Origin of the sequence: Streptomyces sp. NPDC049627 (genome assembly GCF_044465645.1) — a bacterium.
Taxonomy (GTDB): Bacteria; Actinomycetota; Actinomycetes; order Streptomycetales; family Streptomycetaceae; genus Streptomyces.
This window is the reverse complement of the sequence record NZ_JBITLW010000004.1, coordinates 187065-200843: the sequence shown is the minus strand read 5'-3', so window position 1 is coordinate 200843 and position 13779 is coordinate 187065. Positions and strand designations below refer to the sequence as shown.

Sequence of the window (13779 nt, the reverse complement as noted above, 5' to 3'; positions counted from 1 at the left end):
CGGTCCCCTCAGAGCGTCTCGAACGTGTCGGACTGCGCGCGGTGCGTGCGCACGATCCCGGTGTGGACCTCGTAGTACCAGCCGTGCAGCCGGAGTTCGCCCGACTCCAGGCGCTTGTCGATGCACGGGTACGACCGCAGTCGCAGCAACTGGGCGAGGACGTGGTTCTGGACGGCTTCGGCGACGGTCGGGTCGGCGGTGTCGGAGCACTTGGGCTCGTCGGCGGCGTTCGTCAGCCAGTCGCGCACGGCCGGTACGGCGGTCAGGTCGTCGCCGCGCACCAGCGCACCGATGGCACCGCAGTGCGAGTGGCCGCAGACCACGATGTCGTCGACGCCGAGGACCTCCACGGCGTACTCGATGGTGGCCGCCTCGCTGGTGGGGTGCTCGGAGGCGTACGGCGGGACGATGTTGCCCGCGGTGCGCAGCTCGAAGAGCTCGCCGGGGCGGGCGCCCGTGATCAGGGCCGGGACGACCCGGGAGTCGGAGCAGGTGATGAACAGGACCTGCGGGGACTGCCCTTCGGCCAGTTCGGCGAACTCCTCAGGGCGCTGTCCGAAGGTACGGGCGTTGTCGATGAGGGGCTGCATGTGTGGTGACTCCTCCTGGCGCGCGGCTGTGGCGCGTCGGGGTTTACATGACAGGTGGGGGGAACTGCTGTGCTTCTCAGGCTGTGCTTCTCAGCAGCGGAAGACCTGAAGCGCGGCCGGAGTGCGGGACGCCGGGGGTCTCGACGTGCGTTCCTGCGAGGCGCCGGCTGTGGCCGGCTCGTGCCCGGACGCGGGGTCCCGGGTGAGCAGGGGCCGGTAGGGCGCCGCTGTCCCGGAGTCGGCAGAGCGCTGACGGTCACGGGTGCGCAGTGGACCGGTCGGGTCCCCATCGCCCGACCGTATGCAGTGACGTGACGTCAGGGTTTCGTCGCGCAGCGCCTTCCCGGAGAGCTTGATTCCGGGCGAGGCCTTGGCCTCTGCCTGACTGGCCGTGTGCGCGTGTGCGAAGGATGCGGTGGGTGCGAAGAACTGGAGGGCGAGCAGGACGGCGGCGAGGAGCGAAACCACGGTCCGGGCCGTCGTACCTCGGAACATGCGCCTCCCTCCAGACAGTCCACACCTTTTGCGCGAGCCAACGCTTGGTCAACCGTTGGTCAAGAAACACATTAGCCCGGCAAAGTTGTTTGCAGGGTTAACTTAGCGTTTCGAGCTGAAGAGAGCCTGAAATGCGCGGGTGGCATGGCTTGAACTCCCCCTTGACCTGGGGGAGTTGACAAGCGGGCGGTGTCAGGCGGTGACGAGGCCCTTGGCGTCGCGGGCCAGGGCGGTGAGGCGCGAGATGGCGCGGAAGTACTTCTTGCGGTATCCGCCCTTCAGCATCTCCTCGCTGAAGAGCTTGTCGAAGGGCAGCCCCGAGGCCAGGACGGGGACTTCACGGTCGTAGAGCCGGTCGGCGAGCACGACGAGCCGCAGGGCGGTCGACTGGTCCGGAACGGGCTGTACGTCGGTGAGGCACACCGCTTTCAGGCCGTCGGTCAGCGCGCCGTAGCGGCTGGGGTGGACGCGGGCCAGATGGTCCAGCAGGTGCGGGAAGTCGTCGAGCGAGGCGCCCTCGGTGGCGTACGCCGCCTTGGTCACCTGTTCGTCGGAGTACGGCGCCGGCGCCTCGGGCAGGCCGCGGTGGCGGTAGTCCTCGCCGTCGATGCGCAGCGGGCGGAAGTGCGCCGACAGGCCCTGGATCTCGCGCAGGAAGTCGGCCGCCGCGAAGCGGCCCTCGCCGAGCTTGCCGGGGAGGGTGTTGGAGGTGGCGGCGAGCGCGACGCCCGCGTCGACGAGCTTGCCGAGCAGCGTCGACACGAGGACGGTGTCGCCCGGGTCGTCCAGCTCGAACTCGTCGATGCACAGCAGGCGGTGACCGGAGAGGGTCTGCACCGTCTGCTGGAAGCCGAGGGCGCCGACGAGGTTCGTCAGCTCCACAAAGGTGCCGAACGCCTTGAGGGACGGCTCGGCCGGGGTGGCGTGCCAGAGGGAGGCCAGCAGGTGGGTCTTCCCGACGCCGTAGCCGCCGTCGAGGTAGACACCGCGGGGCCCTGCCGGGGCCTTGGGCGCCCTGGACCTGCCGAAACCGAGGAAGCCGCGCCGGCCCGTCTTCCCGGCACCGCTGGCGTGCGCACCGCCGAGCCCGCCGGCGAAGCCCTCCAGGACGCGGACCGCCTCGGTCTGGCTGGGCTGGTTCGGGTCCGGGATGTAGGTGCTGAAGCGGACCGAGTCGAAGCGCGGCGGCGGCACCATCTCGGCGACCAGCCGGTCCGCGGGGACGTGCGGCTCGCGGGCGCACAGGGACAGCGGGCTCGCTTCGGCTATCGGGCTCGACTTGGACGCGGCGGAGGAGGACGACACGGTTCACCATGCTAGGGCCTGCCCGGCAGTCCGACCGGACCGAGGGATGCGGTTCCCCTCACAGCGCAGGCGAGCCGGGGCCGACGGGGGAGCCGGCGACTGACGACAACGCCGCAGATGGGCGTGCCAGGGGCCCGCGACCCCTGTCGGGCCTGCCGGGTAGGCCCCGGGTGCCGTGCCACACTCCATGACATGCGACGCCTGTTCCCTGTGACCGATGAAACAGCAGCGAGGGCCTCCGGCGGGCCGGCCGGGGAAGAGGGGGTGGGAGCTGTCGAAGAGGGTCTTGTGGCCGGTGGGTCCGATGGTGGGCCTTCTGGGGCCGGGGCCTTCCCGGGGGCCGGTGATGCGGCGGAGGGGGGCGCTGATCGAGGGCGCGGGGCGCCGGGGGCCCGTGCCTCCGGCGGAGAGTCGGAGCGTGCGGATTCCGGTGAAGCCTCCGTGCCGGGTGGGCCCGGCGAAGCAGCTGGGGAACCAGGTGCGGGAATCCGCGGGGCGGGCCCCGACGCCGGACGGGCCGAACGGGCCGGCGGCCGTCGGGAGGGAGCCGGGGATGCCGGGGACGCCGGGACGGCCACGGCGGACGGTCGTCCGAGCGGCGCCGCTCCCGCCACGTCCGGGACCGCGCCGGCGGGCGGGGCGGCCGAGGTCGGCGGGCCGGTGGGCGCCGAGGAAGGGGCCGCGATGCCTGTGTCCGGTGCTCCCGGCTTCGAGGCGATCGGGCTTCCGACTGTCGGCGCGTCCGGCGTCTCCGGCCCGTCCGGCGCCGGTGGCGAACGACGGGAGGCCGAGCGGGCGGGCGCGTTCCCCGGGGCCGATCTGGTCGACCGGGAGTGGAGCCTCGCCGAGCTCGCCGCCGCCTACGCGTACCCCGAGGCCGGGCCCGACGGACGGCAGCCCTGGTTGCGGGCCAACATGGTGTCCACGCTGGACGGGGCCGCCCAGCACGACGGGCGTTCGCAGCCCATCTCCTGCGCCGCCGACATGCGGATCTTCGGGACGCTGCGGGGGCTGGCGGACGTCGTGATCGTCGGTGCCGAAACGGTACGTCTGGAGGGGTACCGTCCGGCACGCGCGCGTGCCGAGTTCGCAAAGGCGCGCGAGGCCGCCGGGCAGGGGCCCGCGCCGGCCATCGCGGTGGTGAGCGCGAGCCTGGAGCTGGACTACAGCCTTCCGCTCTTCACCTCGCCCACCGTCCCCACCCTGATCCTCACGGGCGCAGCCGCGGCGCCGGACCGGATCGCGGCCGCCGAGAAGGCCGGTGCGCAGGTGGTGATCGCCGGTGACGGCGTCGGCGTGGACCCCGTGCGTGCCGTCCAGGCCCTTGCCGAACTCGGCCACACCCGGCTGCTGACCGAGGGCGGGCCACGGCTGCTCGGGCAGCTGGTGGCCGCCGGGGTGCTCGACGAGCTCTGTCTGACGATCTCCCCGATGCTCACCGCCGGCGACGCCCAGCGCATCGCCGGAGGGCCCTCGGTGGCGGTCCCGAAACGGTTTCAGCTGGTGTCCCTGCTGGAGGAGGGCGGTTTCCTGTTCGGGCGGTACCAGCGGTCGTGAGGGCGCTGGTCCGGTAAACGGCGGAATCAACCGTTCCGCTTGGCTTCCGCCGGGCACACTGAATCTCGCAGCCCCGTGCGAGCACGGGGCAGGATGGTTTCCGCAGAAGGGGCTCCCGTGTTCACAAGCGTTCTGATGATCGAGAAGGCCCTGACCTCCGCCGACGTGGAGTTCGTCACCACTTTGCACGGGGACGAGCAGGTCTCCTTCCACGTGCTGCTCCAGCCGCGGGGTGAGCAGGCCGACCGGCTGTTGCGCGCCATCGACGACATCGCGCTGGGCGAGCTGGACGAGGCGGTGCGGGAGGGGAAGACCCCCGAGGGCGAGGAGGCGCTGAGCACCGGGCAGCGGGCGCTGGAGGTGTCGCTGACCGCGCTGCGTTCCTCCGGCGGCGAGGCGCAGGGGCGGCTGATCGAGGATCATCCACTGGACGCGCTGAGGGCCGTGGTCGACGAGGTGGGCGCGGACGAGGTGATCGTGCTGACCGACCCGCACTACGTGGAGGAGTTCTTCCACCGGGACTGGGCGTCGAGGGCGCGGCACAAGGTGGGGGTGCCCGTGCTGAAGCTGTTCTCGCACAGCAAGGCCTAGCCGGCCGGCGGTGCCGAAGAGGGTGCCGGAAAGTACTAGGGTCGGCATCGAACGTCCGCCGCACCAGCACGCACAGGGAGACACACATGGCACCCGGCATCCCCACCGCCATGGACCGACCGCACTTCATCGGCATCGGCGGGGCCGGAATGTCGGGCATCGCGAAGATCCTGGCTCAGCGTGGGGCCAAGGTCGCCGGGAGCGACGCCAAGGAGTCCGCGACCGCTCAGGCGTTGCGGGCGCTGGGTGCGACCGTGCACATCGGGCACGCGGCGGAGCACCTCGCCGACGACGCCAGCTGCGTCGTCGTGTCGTCGGCGATCCGGAAGGACAACCCGGAGCTGGTCCGCGCCGCCGAGCTGGGCATCCCCGTGGTGCACCGGTCCGACGCGCTGGCCGCGCTGATGAACGGGCTGCGCCCGATCGCCGTCGCCGGTACGCACGGCAAGACGACCACGACGTCGATGCTGGCGGTCTCGCTGACCGAACTGGGACTGGAGCCGTCGTACGCCATCGGCGGTGACCTCGACGCCCCCGGCTCGAACGCCCTGCACGGCGAGGGCGACATCTTCGTCGCCGAGGCGGACGAATCGGACCGCAGCTTCCACAAGTACGCACCGGACGTCGCCATCGTCCTGAACGTCGAGCTCGACCACCATGCCAACTACGCCTCGATGGACGAGATCTACGAGTCCTTCGAGAAGTTCGCGGACCGCATCACCGAGGGCGGCACCCTGGTGATCTCGGCGGACCAGGCGGGCGCGCGGGAACTGACCCGCCGGGTGGCCGGCACCGTCCGGACGGTGACGTACGGCGAGGCTCAGGACGCCGACGTACGCGTCCTGTCCGTGCTGGCGCAGGGGCTGAAGAGCCAGGTCACCGTCGTTCTGGACGGCCAGGAGCTCACCTTCGCGGTCTCGGTCCCCGGCCGCCACTACGCGCTCAACGCCGTGGCCGCGCTCGCCGCGGGCGCGGCACTGGGTGTGCCGGCCGCCGAACTCGCCCCCGCGCTGGCGGCCTACACCGGCGTCAAGCGGCGCCTTCAGCTGAAGGGCGAGGCCGCGGGCGTCCAGGTGATCGACTCCTACGCCCACCACCCGACCGAGATGACGGCCGACCTGGAGGCCATGCGCGCGGCCGCCGGTGACGCCCGGATCCTGGTCGCCTACCAGCCCCACCTCTTCTCCCGCACGCAGGAACTGGGCAAGGAGATGGGCGAGTCCCTCGCGCTCGCGGACGCCTCCCTGGTCCTCGACATCTACCCGGCCCGCGAGGACCCGATCCCCGGGATCACCAGCGACCTGGTCATCGAGGCGGCGCGGGCGGCGGGCGCGGAGGTGACGGCGGTGCACGACAAGTCCGAGGTGCCCTCGCTGATCGCGGGAATGGCGAAGCCCGGTGATCTCGTTCTCACCATGGGCGCGGGCGATGTCACCGACCTCGGCCCGCTCATCCTGGACCGCCTGGCGAAGTGAGGGGCAAGGACTCATGTCGTACGACGTCGAAAAGCCGGACGAGCAGTGGCGCGCGGAGCTGACCCCGGCCGAGTACGCCGTCCTCCGGGAGGCCGCCACCGAGCCGGCCTTCACCGGTGAGTACACCAACACCAAGACGACGGGCGTCTACTCCTGCCGTGCCTGCGGTGCCGAACTCTTCACCTCCACCACCAAGTTCGAGTCGCACTGCGGCTGGCCGTCCTTCTACGACCCGAAGGACACCGACGCGGTGGAGCTCGTCGAGGACCGCTCGCACGGCATGGTGCGCACCGAGGTGCGGTGTGCGCGGTGCGGGTCGCATCTCGGTCACGTGTTTGAGGGCGAGGGGTATCCGACGCCCACCGATCAGCGGTACTGCATCAACAGCATCTCCCTGCGGCTGACGCCGGACGAGGGCTGACCCGGGCGGGGCCCCGCGGGAGCGGGGTCCGGCCGCGTTGGCATGCCGGATGCCGGTGTTCCTAGACTCGTAGGGGAGCTCCGGCCCCGGTGGTCTGCCCGGTGCGGGAAGGCGGTGGCGCCGCATGCCGTACGTCGCAGTGAGTGCGATCAGTCATCCCGGGCTGCTGCGCGAGCGGAACGAGGACAGCCTCGTCGCCGGGCCGTGGACGCTGTGCGCCACCGTGACCGAGAATCCGCAGAGCCTGATCTTCCCGCTCGGCACGCCGCTGGCCGTCGCCGTCGCCGACGGGCTCGGCGGGCATCCCGGCGGTGATGTGGCCAGTGCCCTCGTCGTCCGCCGGCTCGCGGCGCTCGGTCCCGCCCTGAGCAGCGAGGTCGCCGTCCGTGACGCCCTGAACCTCTGCAACCGCGCCGTGTACCAGGCGGCGGGCGGGGAGCAGGGAGGCGACCTCGCCGGCATGGGCTCGACGGTCGCCGGCGTCGTCGTACTGCCGGACTCGGTGCTGGTGTTCAACGTGGGCGACAGCCGGGTCTTCGCCGCGTCCCCGGGCGACGGACTGCGCCAGCTCAGCGTCGACGACAGCCCGCCGCACCCGGCCGGGCAGGTCACGTCCCTCGTCACCCAGTGCCTGGGCGGCTCGCTCGGCTACCGCCCCGTCGAGCCCCATGTCGCCGCCGAGCCCAGGGCACCGGGGGAGCGCTACCTGATCTGCTCGGACGGGCTGACGGACCCGGTTCCCACGGACGTACTGGACAAAATCCTGCGGGAGCACGACGACGGCCGTGCGGCCTTCGAGCTGTGGAAGGCCGCCATCGAGGCGGGCGGGCCCGACAACATCACGGTGGCGGTCGTCCGCGTCTCCGACGAGTGACCCCCTGGAATCCCCGGTCCCGCGATCGCGCCTGTCCCTCAAGGGAGATCGTCTTCGTCCTGCGGATATTCGTCCTGCGGATATCCGTGCCGGCCGTGCAGCCGGACGAACCGGGCCGCCGTCAGCGTCCGCCACGGTTCCAGCCCCGACCCGGTGCGCAGGAAGCAGACGACCCGCTCGTGCCCGCCCGGGCCGATCGGCTGCACCAGGCGGCCGGACGGCCGGACCTGCGCGACCAGCGGGGCGGGCACCTCGGGGAACGCGGCCGACACGACGACCGCGTCGTACGGCGCCCGGTCCGGTACCCCGCCGCTGCCGTCGCCGACCCGCAGCTCCACGTTCCGTATGCGTTGTCGCGCGAGGTTGGCGTGTGCCCGGCGGGCTATGCCGGGCCGTATCTCGATGCTGACCACGTCGGCGGCCAGGCGGGCCAGCAGTGCGGTCTGGAAGCCGAGACCGGTGCCGACCTCCAGGACGTGCTCGCCGCCCGTCAGGCCGAGACTCTCGATCATCACCGCGGACAGCGACGGCTGTGTGGTGACCTGCCCCTGCCCGATGGCCACCGGCACGTCCCGGTAGGCGTCGGTGACGTGCTCGGCCGGCACGAAGGCCGCCCGCGGTGTGGTCCGTACGGCTTCGAGCAGCCGTGCGTCCCGGATCCCGGCGGTGCTGAGGGCCCGCACGAGGTCCGCTGGATCCCTGGGGGCGGAGCTCACGGTACTCACGGGAGGAGCGTTGTCGACGCGGTGGGCGGAAACGGCCGTGAGCTCATCGTAGATCGGGGTTGGAACCCGTCAGAGGATCTTGCGCTGGACCAGGACCGACAGCACGAGCGCGCCGGGCAGCAGGGGCACCCAGACGGTCAGGACGCGGTAGCCGATGACGGTGGCCGCGGCGAGGCCCGTCGGGGCACCGAAGGTGACCATCGTGAAGACCAGGGCCGCGTCCACGGGGCCGATGCCGCCGGGTGCCGGCACGGCGCCCACCGCGGTGCCGGCGAGGAGGAGTGCGAGGGTCACCTGCGTCCAGGACAGCGGCAGGCCGAGGGCGAAACCGACCGAGGCGATCACGCTCGCCTGGAGCAGCGGGGTGGCGGCGGCCCCGCCCCACAGGGCGAGGACGCGGCTGGGCCGGCTGTGCAGGGCCCGCGCGTCGGTCAGGGCGGTGCGGACGAAGCAGACCAGAGGGCGCCGCAGCGGTCGTACGGCCGCCGCGAGGACGCCCGCCGTGCCGAGGGTGGCCGCCACACCCACGGCGACCAGGAGCGACGTCCGCCCGTCCGGGACGAGTTCGCCCAGGTGCAGCAGGTCGGGGAAGGCCACCAGGAAGCCGAGCAGGACGAGCGTCTTCGCGATCGGCTTGACCAGTGAGTACAGGGCGAGTGAGGCGGTGCCCCGGGCCAGGGATATGCCCTGGCCCTGGAGAAAGCGCAGGGTGACGGCGTGGGCGCCGATGCTCGCCGGCAGCACCTGGTTGGCGGCGCCGGCCGCGAACTGCGACGCGAGCAGCAGGCCCGGTGGCAGCCGTTCCGGGAGGGCCCCTTGGCGGACGCACGCGGCGGCCGCCCAGCCCATGCAGGTGAAGAAGAGACCGGCGAGCAGCCACCACGGGTCGGCGGAGGCGAGCCGCGCGGCCCCGCCCTGGAAGGTGCGCCAGTCGGCCGCCGCCCACGCCCCGACCAGCAGGAGCGGCAGCAGGATCAGCGCGTGGCGGGTGAGGTGGGCGCGGGAGAAGCGGGTGCAGTGCGTGGGCGAGAGGGGGGAGTGGGCCGGAGCGGGGGCGGCCGTGGCGGGCAGCGGTCCGGGGAGATCGCTGAGCGGGAGCGAGGACACAGCGCGGTCGTCCTTCCGCGTACCACCCGCGCGGACGCGGGGCGGACGGCTAGGGGTGTCTTCTGGATCGGATCGGCTGCAAGGAACGGCTCCTTGTGGCCAGGCCGAGCGGGGTCTGGTGCGTGCAGCTGCGCGGCGGAGGGGGGGAGGCGACGCGGAGCGATGGGGGTCCCCCCGGCGCGAGCTCGGTTCGAGCGTGGGGGAGAGTGACGACAACGCGGTAGGTGTGCGTGCCGGGGCCCGCGACGCCGGCATGATCCAGAAGACACCCCCTAGAGGGCGAGGCAGGAGGGGACGACGGAAACGTGCCCGGTCGACGTGACGCCGTGGTGTCCGGGAACGGAAGCGGCGTCGGCGGGCGGGCGACGTGCCAGGCCGGTAGGTCACGCGTCCGGCATGGGTTTCCGCACCGATGTCATGCGTTCCGGAACGCCTGGGATCGGCCCCGCATCCAGTGGCCCTCGCGAAGCGCGTGCCGCCGCTCAGGTGCCCAGCGCGGGGCGTTCCCGGGCTTCCTCGCCCAGGTGCTCGTACACCCAGGGATCGTTGCGCGGTGCCTGGTGGCGGGCACGGGTGGTGAGCAGGGAAAGAACCTCCTTGCGGGCCTCGCGGACGGTGACGTCGCCCGTCCGGTGGCGGCCGAGAACGCCGTGGACCCTGGCCAGTTCGTCGTCCTTCGTCACCTCCGACAGCACGGAGACGTCCCCGTCCGCGCCGTCCGCCCTCGACAGTTCGTTTCCGGGCGTGTCGTCCACGTACAGGAGGACCGCCGCGTTGCGTACGAGGACTTCGCAGCGCAGGAGGGCGGGGGCCTCCGAGGCGGCGCCCAGGGCGAGGCGTTCGGCGCGGGCGAGTACCTGTGCGGCCTGTTCGTGGGAGCCCTCGGCGGCGTACACGGAACTCAGATCGACGAGGGCTTCCAAGGCTCTGGGATGGTTCTCTGCCCGCTGCCACAGTTCCGCGGCATGCTGCAACAGGTGGACCACGGTGGCCGGATCGTCGAGGCTCTGGGCCCGGTAGGCGGCGTTGGCGTGATCGAGGGCCGCGTTGTTGTGGTTGCCGATCGCTTCCCACAGGGCCGCGGCGCGGCGGTAGAGGACGAGAGCCGTCTCGTCGTTGCCCGCCTCCTCCTCGGCGAGGCCGTGTGCGTTGAGCGCCATGGCGCGCACCTCGGGAGTGCTCCGGTGCTCCGCCAGGTCCGTGGCCGTACGGCCCCACCGCACGGCGGCAGCGACGTCCTCCATCCGGCGAGCAGTACGGCAGTTGTTGATCGCGACGGGAACGGCCGCCGCCGACTGCCCGGCCGAGGCGAGCAGCGTGACCGCCCTTTCACCCGCGGCGAGGGACTCGACCCACTTCTCCTCGTCCCACAGGATGAGGCTGAGCATGAACTCCGCCTCGGCGACCCGGTCGGTCAGCCCGTACTCCCGGGCGATCCCGGCGGCTTGGCGTGCGGCGTCCGCCGCCTGGGCCGCGGCCTGGGCCGAACGCAGCGTCTCGGCGTTGAGCAGACAGGCCTTCACGGCCTCCTCCGGCCGGCCCTGCCGCAGATGCAGCGCGATGCGGTCGTCGTTGACACCGACGATGGCGTCCAGTTCGCCGCGCGCCGTGTAGAGGACGTGCAGGCCGATCGCCAGGTCCGCGGCCAGGTCCAGCCATTCGTTGTCCTGCGCGAGCCGCTGGGCGGCGTGGAAGCGTGTGGGATCGAGTTCGCCGGACAGCTGCGCCCCGTGTTCCAGATTGGTGATCTCCGTCAGCCGGGCGCACAGATACGACACCGAGGCGCGCTGGAACTCGCGCACGACGTCCGGCGGTTCGTCCTCGTCCAGTCTCTCCAGGGCGAACAGTCGTACGAGGTCGAACAGGCGAAAGGTCGCGAGCAGCTCCCCGGCCGGCATGCGGACCATGTCCCGGAGGGCAAGGCTGCGGTCCACCAGCCGGTTGAGCAGGAGCTCCTGGCGCAGGGCGGGAGCACTGAGACAGTGTCCGAGTTCGGCCCCGGTCACCGCAGCCCCCGGCGCCGCGGTGACCAGTCGGAGGATCCGGCGCGCGGCCGGCTCCAGGGCGTCGTGGCTGAGCCGGATCGCCAGCCGGACGGCGCGATCCCCGTAGGAGAGGGCGTCCAGTCGCGCCGACTCTTCCTCCAGGAGCTGGACGAGGTACGACGGCTGAGGGCCGGAAGGCTGTGCGAGGCGCGCCCCGACGATGCGCAGCGCCAGGGGCAGGTCTGCGCACAGGTGCGCCATCCGGTGCAGGGCGGTCGTGAAACCGTCGTCCGTGGCCGCGTGGTCGCGCCCTTCGGAGCAGCGGGTGAGGACCTCGACCGACGCGCCGCGTTCCAGCGGCCCGACCTCGAAGACGAGTCCTCGGTCCGCATAGTCCTGGGCGCGGTCGCGCGAGGTCACGATGACGCCGCAGCCCGCCGGAGCCTTGACGAACGGTCTTACGTGGGCGGCGTCCCGGGCGTTGTCCAGCACGAGCAGCACCTGCCGGTCGTGCAGGAGGGCGTTGAGCGAGGCGATCATCCGGGCGTCGTCCATGGGCTGCGCGCCCAGGTCGAGACCGAGGGCTTCGGAGACCACCCGTACCACTGTCCGGGCGTTCAGGCAGGAGTCCGGGACCAGGCCGTGGAGATCCACGTACAGGACTCCCCCGGGGAAGGCGGGCGTGAGCGCACGGGCCGCCTCGACGGCGACGACGGACGTGCCCACTCCGGGCTGCCCGCACAGGAACGCGGTCGCCGCGCCGTGCCGCGTCATGTGCCGGTCGATGGCGGCGACGACGCCCGAGACGACCCGCTCGCGTCCCGCGACGCACGGATCGGCCGCGGGCAACCGGCACATCTGCCGGGCGACGGCGGCGAGTTCGGGCCGGCCCGGAACAGGTCTGGGAGGGGACGAGCTCCGGTCCTCGCCGTCCTCGCGCTCGCCACCGGTGGGTGCCGCGACGGTCGCGGGAGCGAGCGGTACGGCTTCGACCGACGCGGAGCGCAGCGGTGTCAGGTGGTCCGACAGCGCGTGCAGGAAGCCCGACAGGGGGATCGTGTCCCCGTCCGTGACGGCCTCGCGCAGAAAGGTCCGGCAGGAGTGGGAGAGGCCGGCGAGGACGCCGTCCTCCAGCTCCTCCGCGAGGACCTGGCGCAGGCGGGTCAGGAAGACACGAGCCGCGTCCTCCGACACCTCACGGTCCGGGTCCGTGCCGGGCAGCGGCGCCGACCAGCGGTGGACGGCCTCCTCGTGGCCGGCGAGGCGCGGCAGCAGCACCCTCGGCTCCAGGCCGCGCAGGCGGAGTCTGCGGTGCAGCTCCTCGACCCGGCGCCCGTTCCAACCGGTGCCGCACGCACGGGAGACAAGATGCTCCACGGCATCGTCGAGCCCACCCGCACCACGACAGGAGTCGTCGAGTGCTCTGAGAACGAGGCGGGCCTCATGGGCCGCTTCCACGGGACCGACCGTCCCCGACGGCGTGCGCCCGACGGGCACTGCGGCGGCACTGCCCGCGTACCGGACGACGCCGACCTCGTCGCCGAGCACGAGCCGGCGCCGTACCGGGACCACCGCGCGGTCCTCGAGCAGCCGGGTGAGATCCTCGGTCCTGGCGACCCAGACCGAGTCCCGCAGCCAGTTGTCCGCGCTGTTGTAGCGCGCAGAGACCACGCCGAGTACGAGCCCGTCGTCCAAGCGGGCCACCGGCGCGCCGCTCATGCCGCGCATCACGTCCGGGGACGCCAGTCTGCCCAGGGCCACGCCGTCGCGCACCGTCCCGCCCCGCCACTCGCCCATGGCCTGCAGGAACTCGTAATCGTGCCCGGGGTCGTCCACCTCGGCGACGCCGGTGACCACCACCTTGGTGAGCGGTGTCACGGTGTCCGACGTAGCCCACCCGCCGACGGACTCCCGCAGGGGCTCGGCACGGCGCAGCACTGCCAGATCCCGTACGGCATCGGCGGCCACGACCTGCGAAGGAGCCTGGACCGACGAACCGTCGAGGGCGTCCGTCAGCACCTCGCAGCCGACTCGCTCGCATCCGAGGTCCGCGAGCACGTGCCAGGCGGTGACGAGAACGGCCGGAGCCACTTGGAAGCAGGTGCCCATGGGTGCCCCGTCCGGCGTGAGGACCCGCCCCAGGCATCCGGGGACGCGTGAGCGACTGGACAAACGGCTCATCCCACCCCCGGCCGGGACTCGGTTCTGCGGCGCGCTACGGCTGTGCGTCCTCGGTCTGAGCGCGGTAGGTCATGCGCACCAGCAGCGAGGCCTCTCCAGAGGTGCCGGCCACGATGACATTCCCCTGGGCCGAAAACTTCAACCCGAACTCGACCTCGACCTGTTCGGGCGCGGCCGCCCGCTCCCTGAGCCGTCCGACGGCCTGCGCTGCGGAGGTCGCGATCTCCACGACCGCGTCGCGGGCGTGGTCGAAGGAGTCCACGACCTGCCGTCCCGCGTCCCGCATCCTCGAGGTGGGCTCGGAGCCGGGCACGGCCACGGTCTCGACCAGCAGTTCGACGTCACCCACGCGAACGGGGAGCAACCGGTTCGTCATGCGCACAACCTGGCACAGGCTTCGATGCGCTGTCCGCGGGTCAAGGATTTTCCCTGTGGTGAATCATCCAACCATCGGAAGGTTGACTTTAGGCTGA

At 72.2% G+C, this 13779-nt stretch carries 12 protein-coding genes; 5 read left to right on the top strand and 7 right to left on the bottom strand.

What is annotated here, in order from left to right; genetic code table 11:
• Positions 1–8: 8 nt before the first annotated feature.
• The 3 genes from ACIBU0_RS12850 to zapE all read right to left on the bottom strand — a co-directional run bounded on the left by ACIBU0_RS12850 (position 9) and on the right by zapE (position 2390).
• Positions 9–590, bottom strand: coding sequence for a carbonic anhydrase (locus ACIBU0_RS12850; RefSeq protein ID WP_398816025.1), 582 nt, complete (start codon positions 588–590; stop codon positions 9–11).
• A gap of 90 nt (positions 591–680) precedes the next feature.
• Positions 681–1085 carry a hypothetical protein gene (locus ACIBU0_RS12845; RefSeq protein ID WP_398816022.1) on the bottom strand — a complete coding sequence of 135 codons (405 nt, stop codon included), beginning with the start codon at positions 1083–1085 and terminating at the stop codon, positions 681–683.
• A 192-nt stretch (positions 1086–1277) separates the two neighbouring features.
• Positions 1278–2390, bottom strand: a complete 1113-nt coding sequence (gene zapE / locus ACIBU0_RS12840; protein ID WP_398816020.1) for a cell division protein ZapE — start codon at positions 2388–2390, stop codon at positions 1278–1280.
• Between the two features lie 684 nt (positions 2391–3074).
• Between zapE and ACIBU0_RS12835 the strand changes: the two genes are divergently transcribed.
• The 5 genes from ACIBU0_RS12835 (at position 3075) to ACIBU0_RS12815 (ending at position 7308) form a co-directional block, all read left to right on the top strand.
• Positions 3075–3947, top strand: a complete 873-nt coding sequence (locus ACIBU0_RS12835) for a pyrimidine reductase family protein (protein WP_398816018.1) — start codon at positions 3075–3077, stop codon at positions 3945–3947.
• A 117-nt stretch (positions 3948–4064) separates the two neighbouring features.
• Positions 4065–4538: an indole-3-glycerol phosphate synthase gene (locus tag ACIBU0_RS12830; RefSeq protein ID WP_398816015.1), complete on the top strand. Its 474-nt coding sequence runs from the start codon at positions 4065–4067 to the stop codon at positions 4536–4538.
• Between the two features lie 86 nt (positions 4539–4624).
• Positions 4625–6013, top strand: coding sequence for a UDP-N-acetylmuramate--L-alanine ligase (gene murC / locus ACIBU0_RS12825; protein WP_398816012.1), 1389 nt, complete (start codon positions 4625–4627; stop codon positions 6011–6013).
• Positions 6014–6026: 13 nt separating this feature from the next.
• Complete coding sequence (gene msrB, locus ACIBU0_RS12820; protein ID WP_398816008.1) at positions 6027–6434, top strand: peptide-methionine (R)-S-oxide reductase MsrB; 408 nt, start codon at positions 6027–6029, stop codon at positions 6432–6434.
• A 124-nt stretch (positions 6435–6558) separates the two neighbouring features.
• Positions 6559–7308: a PP2C family protein-serine/threonine phosphatase gene (locus ACIBU0_RS12815; RefSeq protein ID WP_398816005.1), complete on the top strand. Its 750-nt coding sequence runs from the start codon at positions 6559–6561 to the stop codon at positions 7306–7308.
• 38 nt (positions 7309–7346) lie between these two features.
• On the opposite strand, the gene ACIBU0_RS12810 is transcribed toward ACIBU0_RS12815, so the two are convergent.
• The 4 genes from ACIBU0_RS12810 to ACIBU0_RS12795 all read right to left on the bottom strand — a co-directional run bounded on the left by ACIBU0_RS12810 (position 7347) and on the right by ACIBU0_RS12795 (position 13682).
• The gene (locus ACIBU0_RS12810; protein WP_398816003.1) at positions 7347–8033 is read right to left on the bottom strand and encodes a protein-L-isoaspartate O-methyltransferase; all 687 of its coding nucleotides are present in this window, start codon (positions 8031–8033) and stop codon (positions 7347–7349) included.
• 69 nt (positions 8034–8102) lie between these two features.
• Positions 8103–9140, bottom strand: a complete 1038-nt coding sequence (locus tag ACIBU0_RS12805) for a YbhN family protein (protein ID WP_398816000.1) — start codon at positions 9138–9140, stop codon at positions 8103–8105.
• Between the two features lie 482 nt (positions 9141–9622).
• Positions 9623–13234 carry an NB-ARC domain-containing protein gene (locus ACIBU0_RS12800; RefSeq protein ID WP_398815996.1) on the bottom strand — a complete coding sequence of 1204 codons (3612 nt, stop codon included), beginning with the start codon at positions 13232–13234 and terminating at the stop codon, positions 9623–9625.
• Between the two features lie 106 nt (positions 13235–13340).
• Complete coding sequence (locus ACIBU0_RS12795) at positions 13341–13682, bottom strand: CU044_2847 family protein (protein WP_398815993.1); 342 nt, start codon at positions 13680–13682, stop codon at positions 13341–13343.
• Positions 13683–13779 lie beyond the last annotated feature (97 nt).

Coding starts and splice junctions, on each gene's coding strand:
- ACIBU0_RS12815 (WP_398816005.1), top strand. CDS start 6,559: ATGCCGTACGTCGCAGTGAGTGCGATCAGTCATCCCGGGCTGCTGCGC.
- ACIBU0_RS12845 (WP_398816022.1), bottom strand. CDS start 1,085: ATGTTCCGAGGTACGACGGCCCGGACCGTGGTTTCGCTCCTCGCCGCC.
- msrB (WP_398816008.1), top strand. CDS start 6,027: ATGTCGTACGACGTCGAAAAGCCGGACGAGCAGTGGCGCGCGGAGCTG.
- murC (WP_398816012.1), top strand. CDS start 4,625: ATGGCACCCGGCATCCCCACCGCCATGGACCGACCGCACTTCATCGGC.
- ACIBU0_RS12835 (WP_398816018.1), top strand. CDS start 3,075: ATGCCTGTGTCCGGTGCTCCCGGCTTCGAGGCGATCGGGCTTCCGACT.
- ACIBU0_RS12795 (WP_398815993.1), bottom strand. CDS start 13,682: ATGACGAACCGGTTGCTCCCCGTTCGCGTGGGTGACGTCGAACTGCTG.
- ACIBU0_RS12850 (WP_398816025.1), bottom strand. CDS start 590: ATGCAGCCCCTCATCGACAACGCCCGTACCTTCGGACAGCGCCCTGAG.
- ACIBU0_RS12800 (WP_398815996.1), bottom strand. CDS start 13,234: ATGGGCACCTGCTTCCAAGTGGCTCCGGCCGTTCTCGTCACCGCCTGG.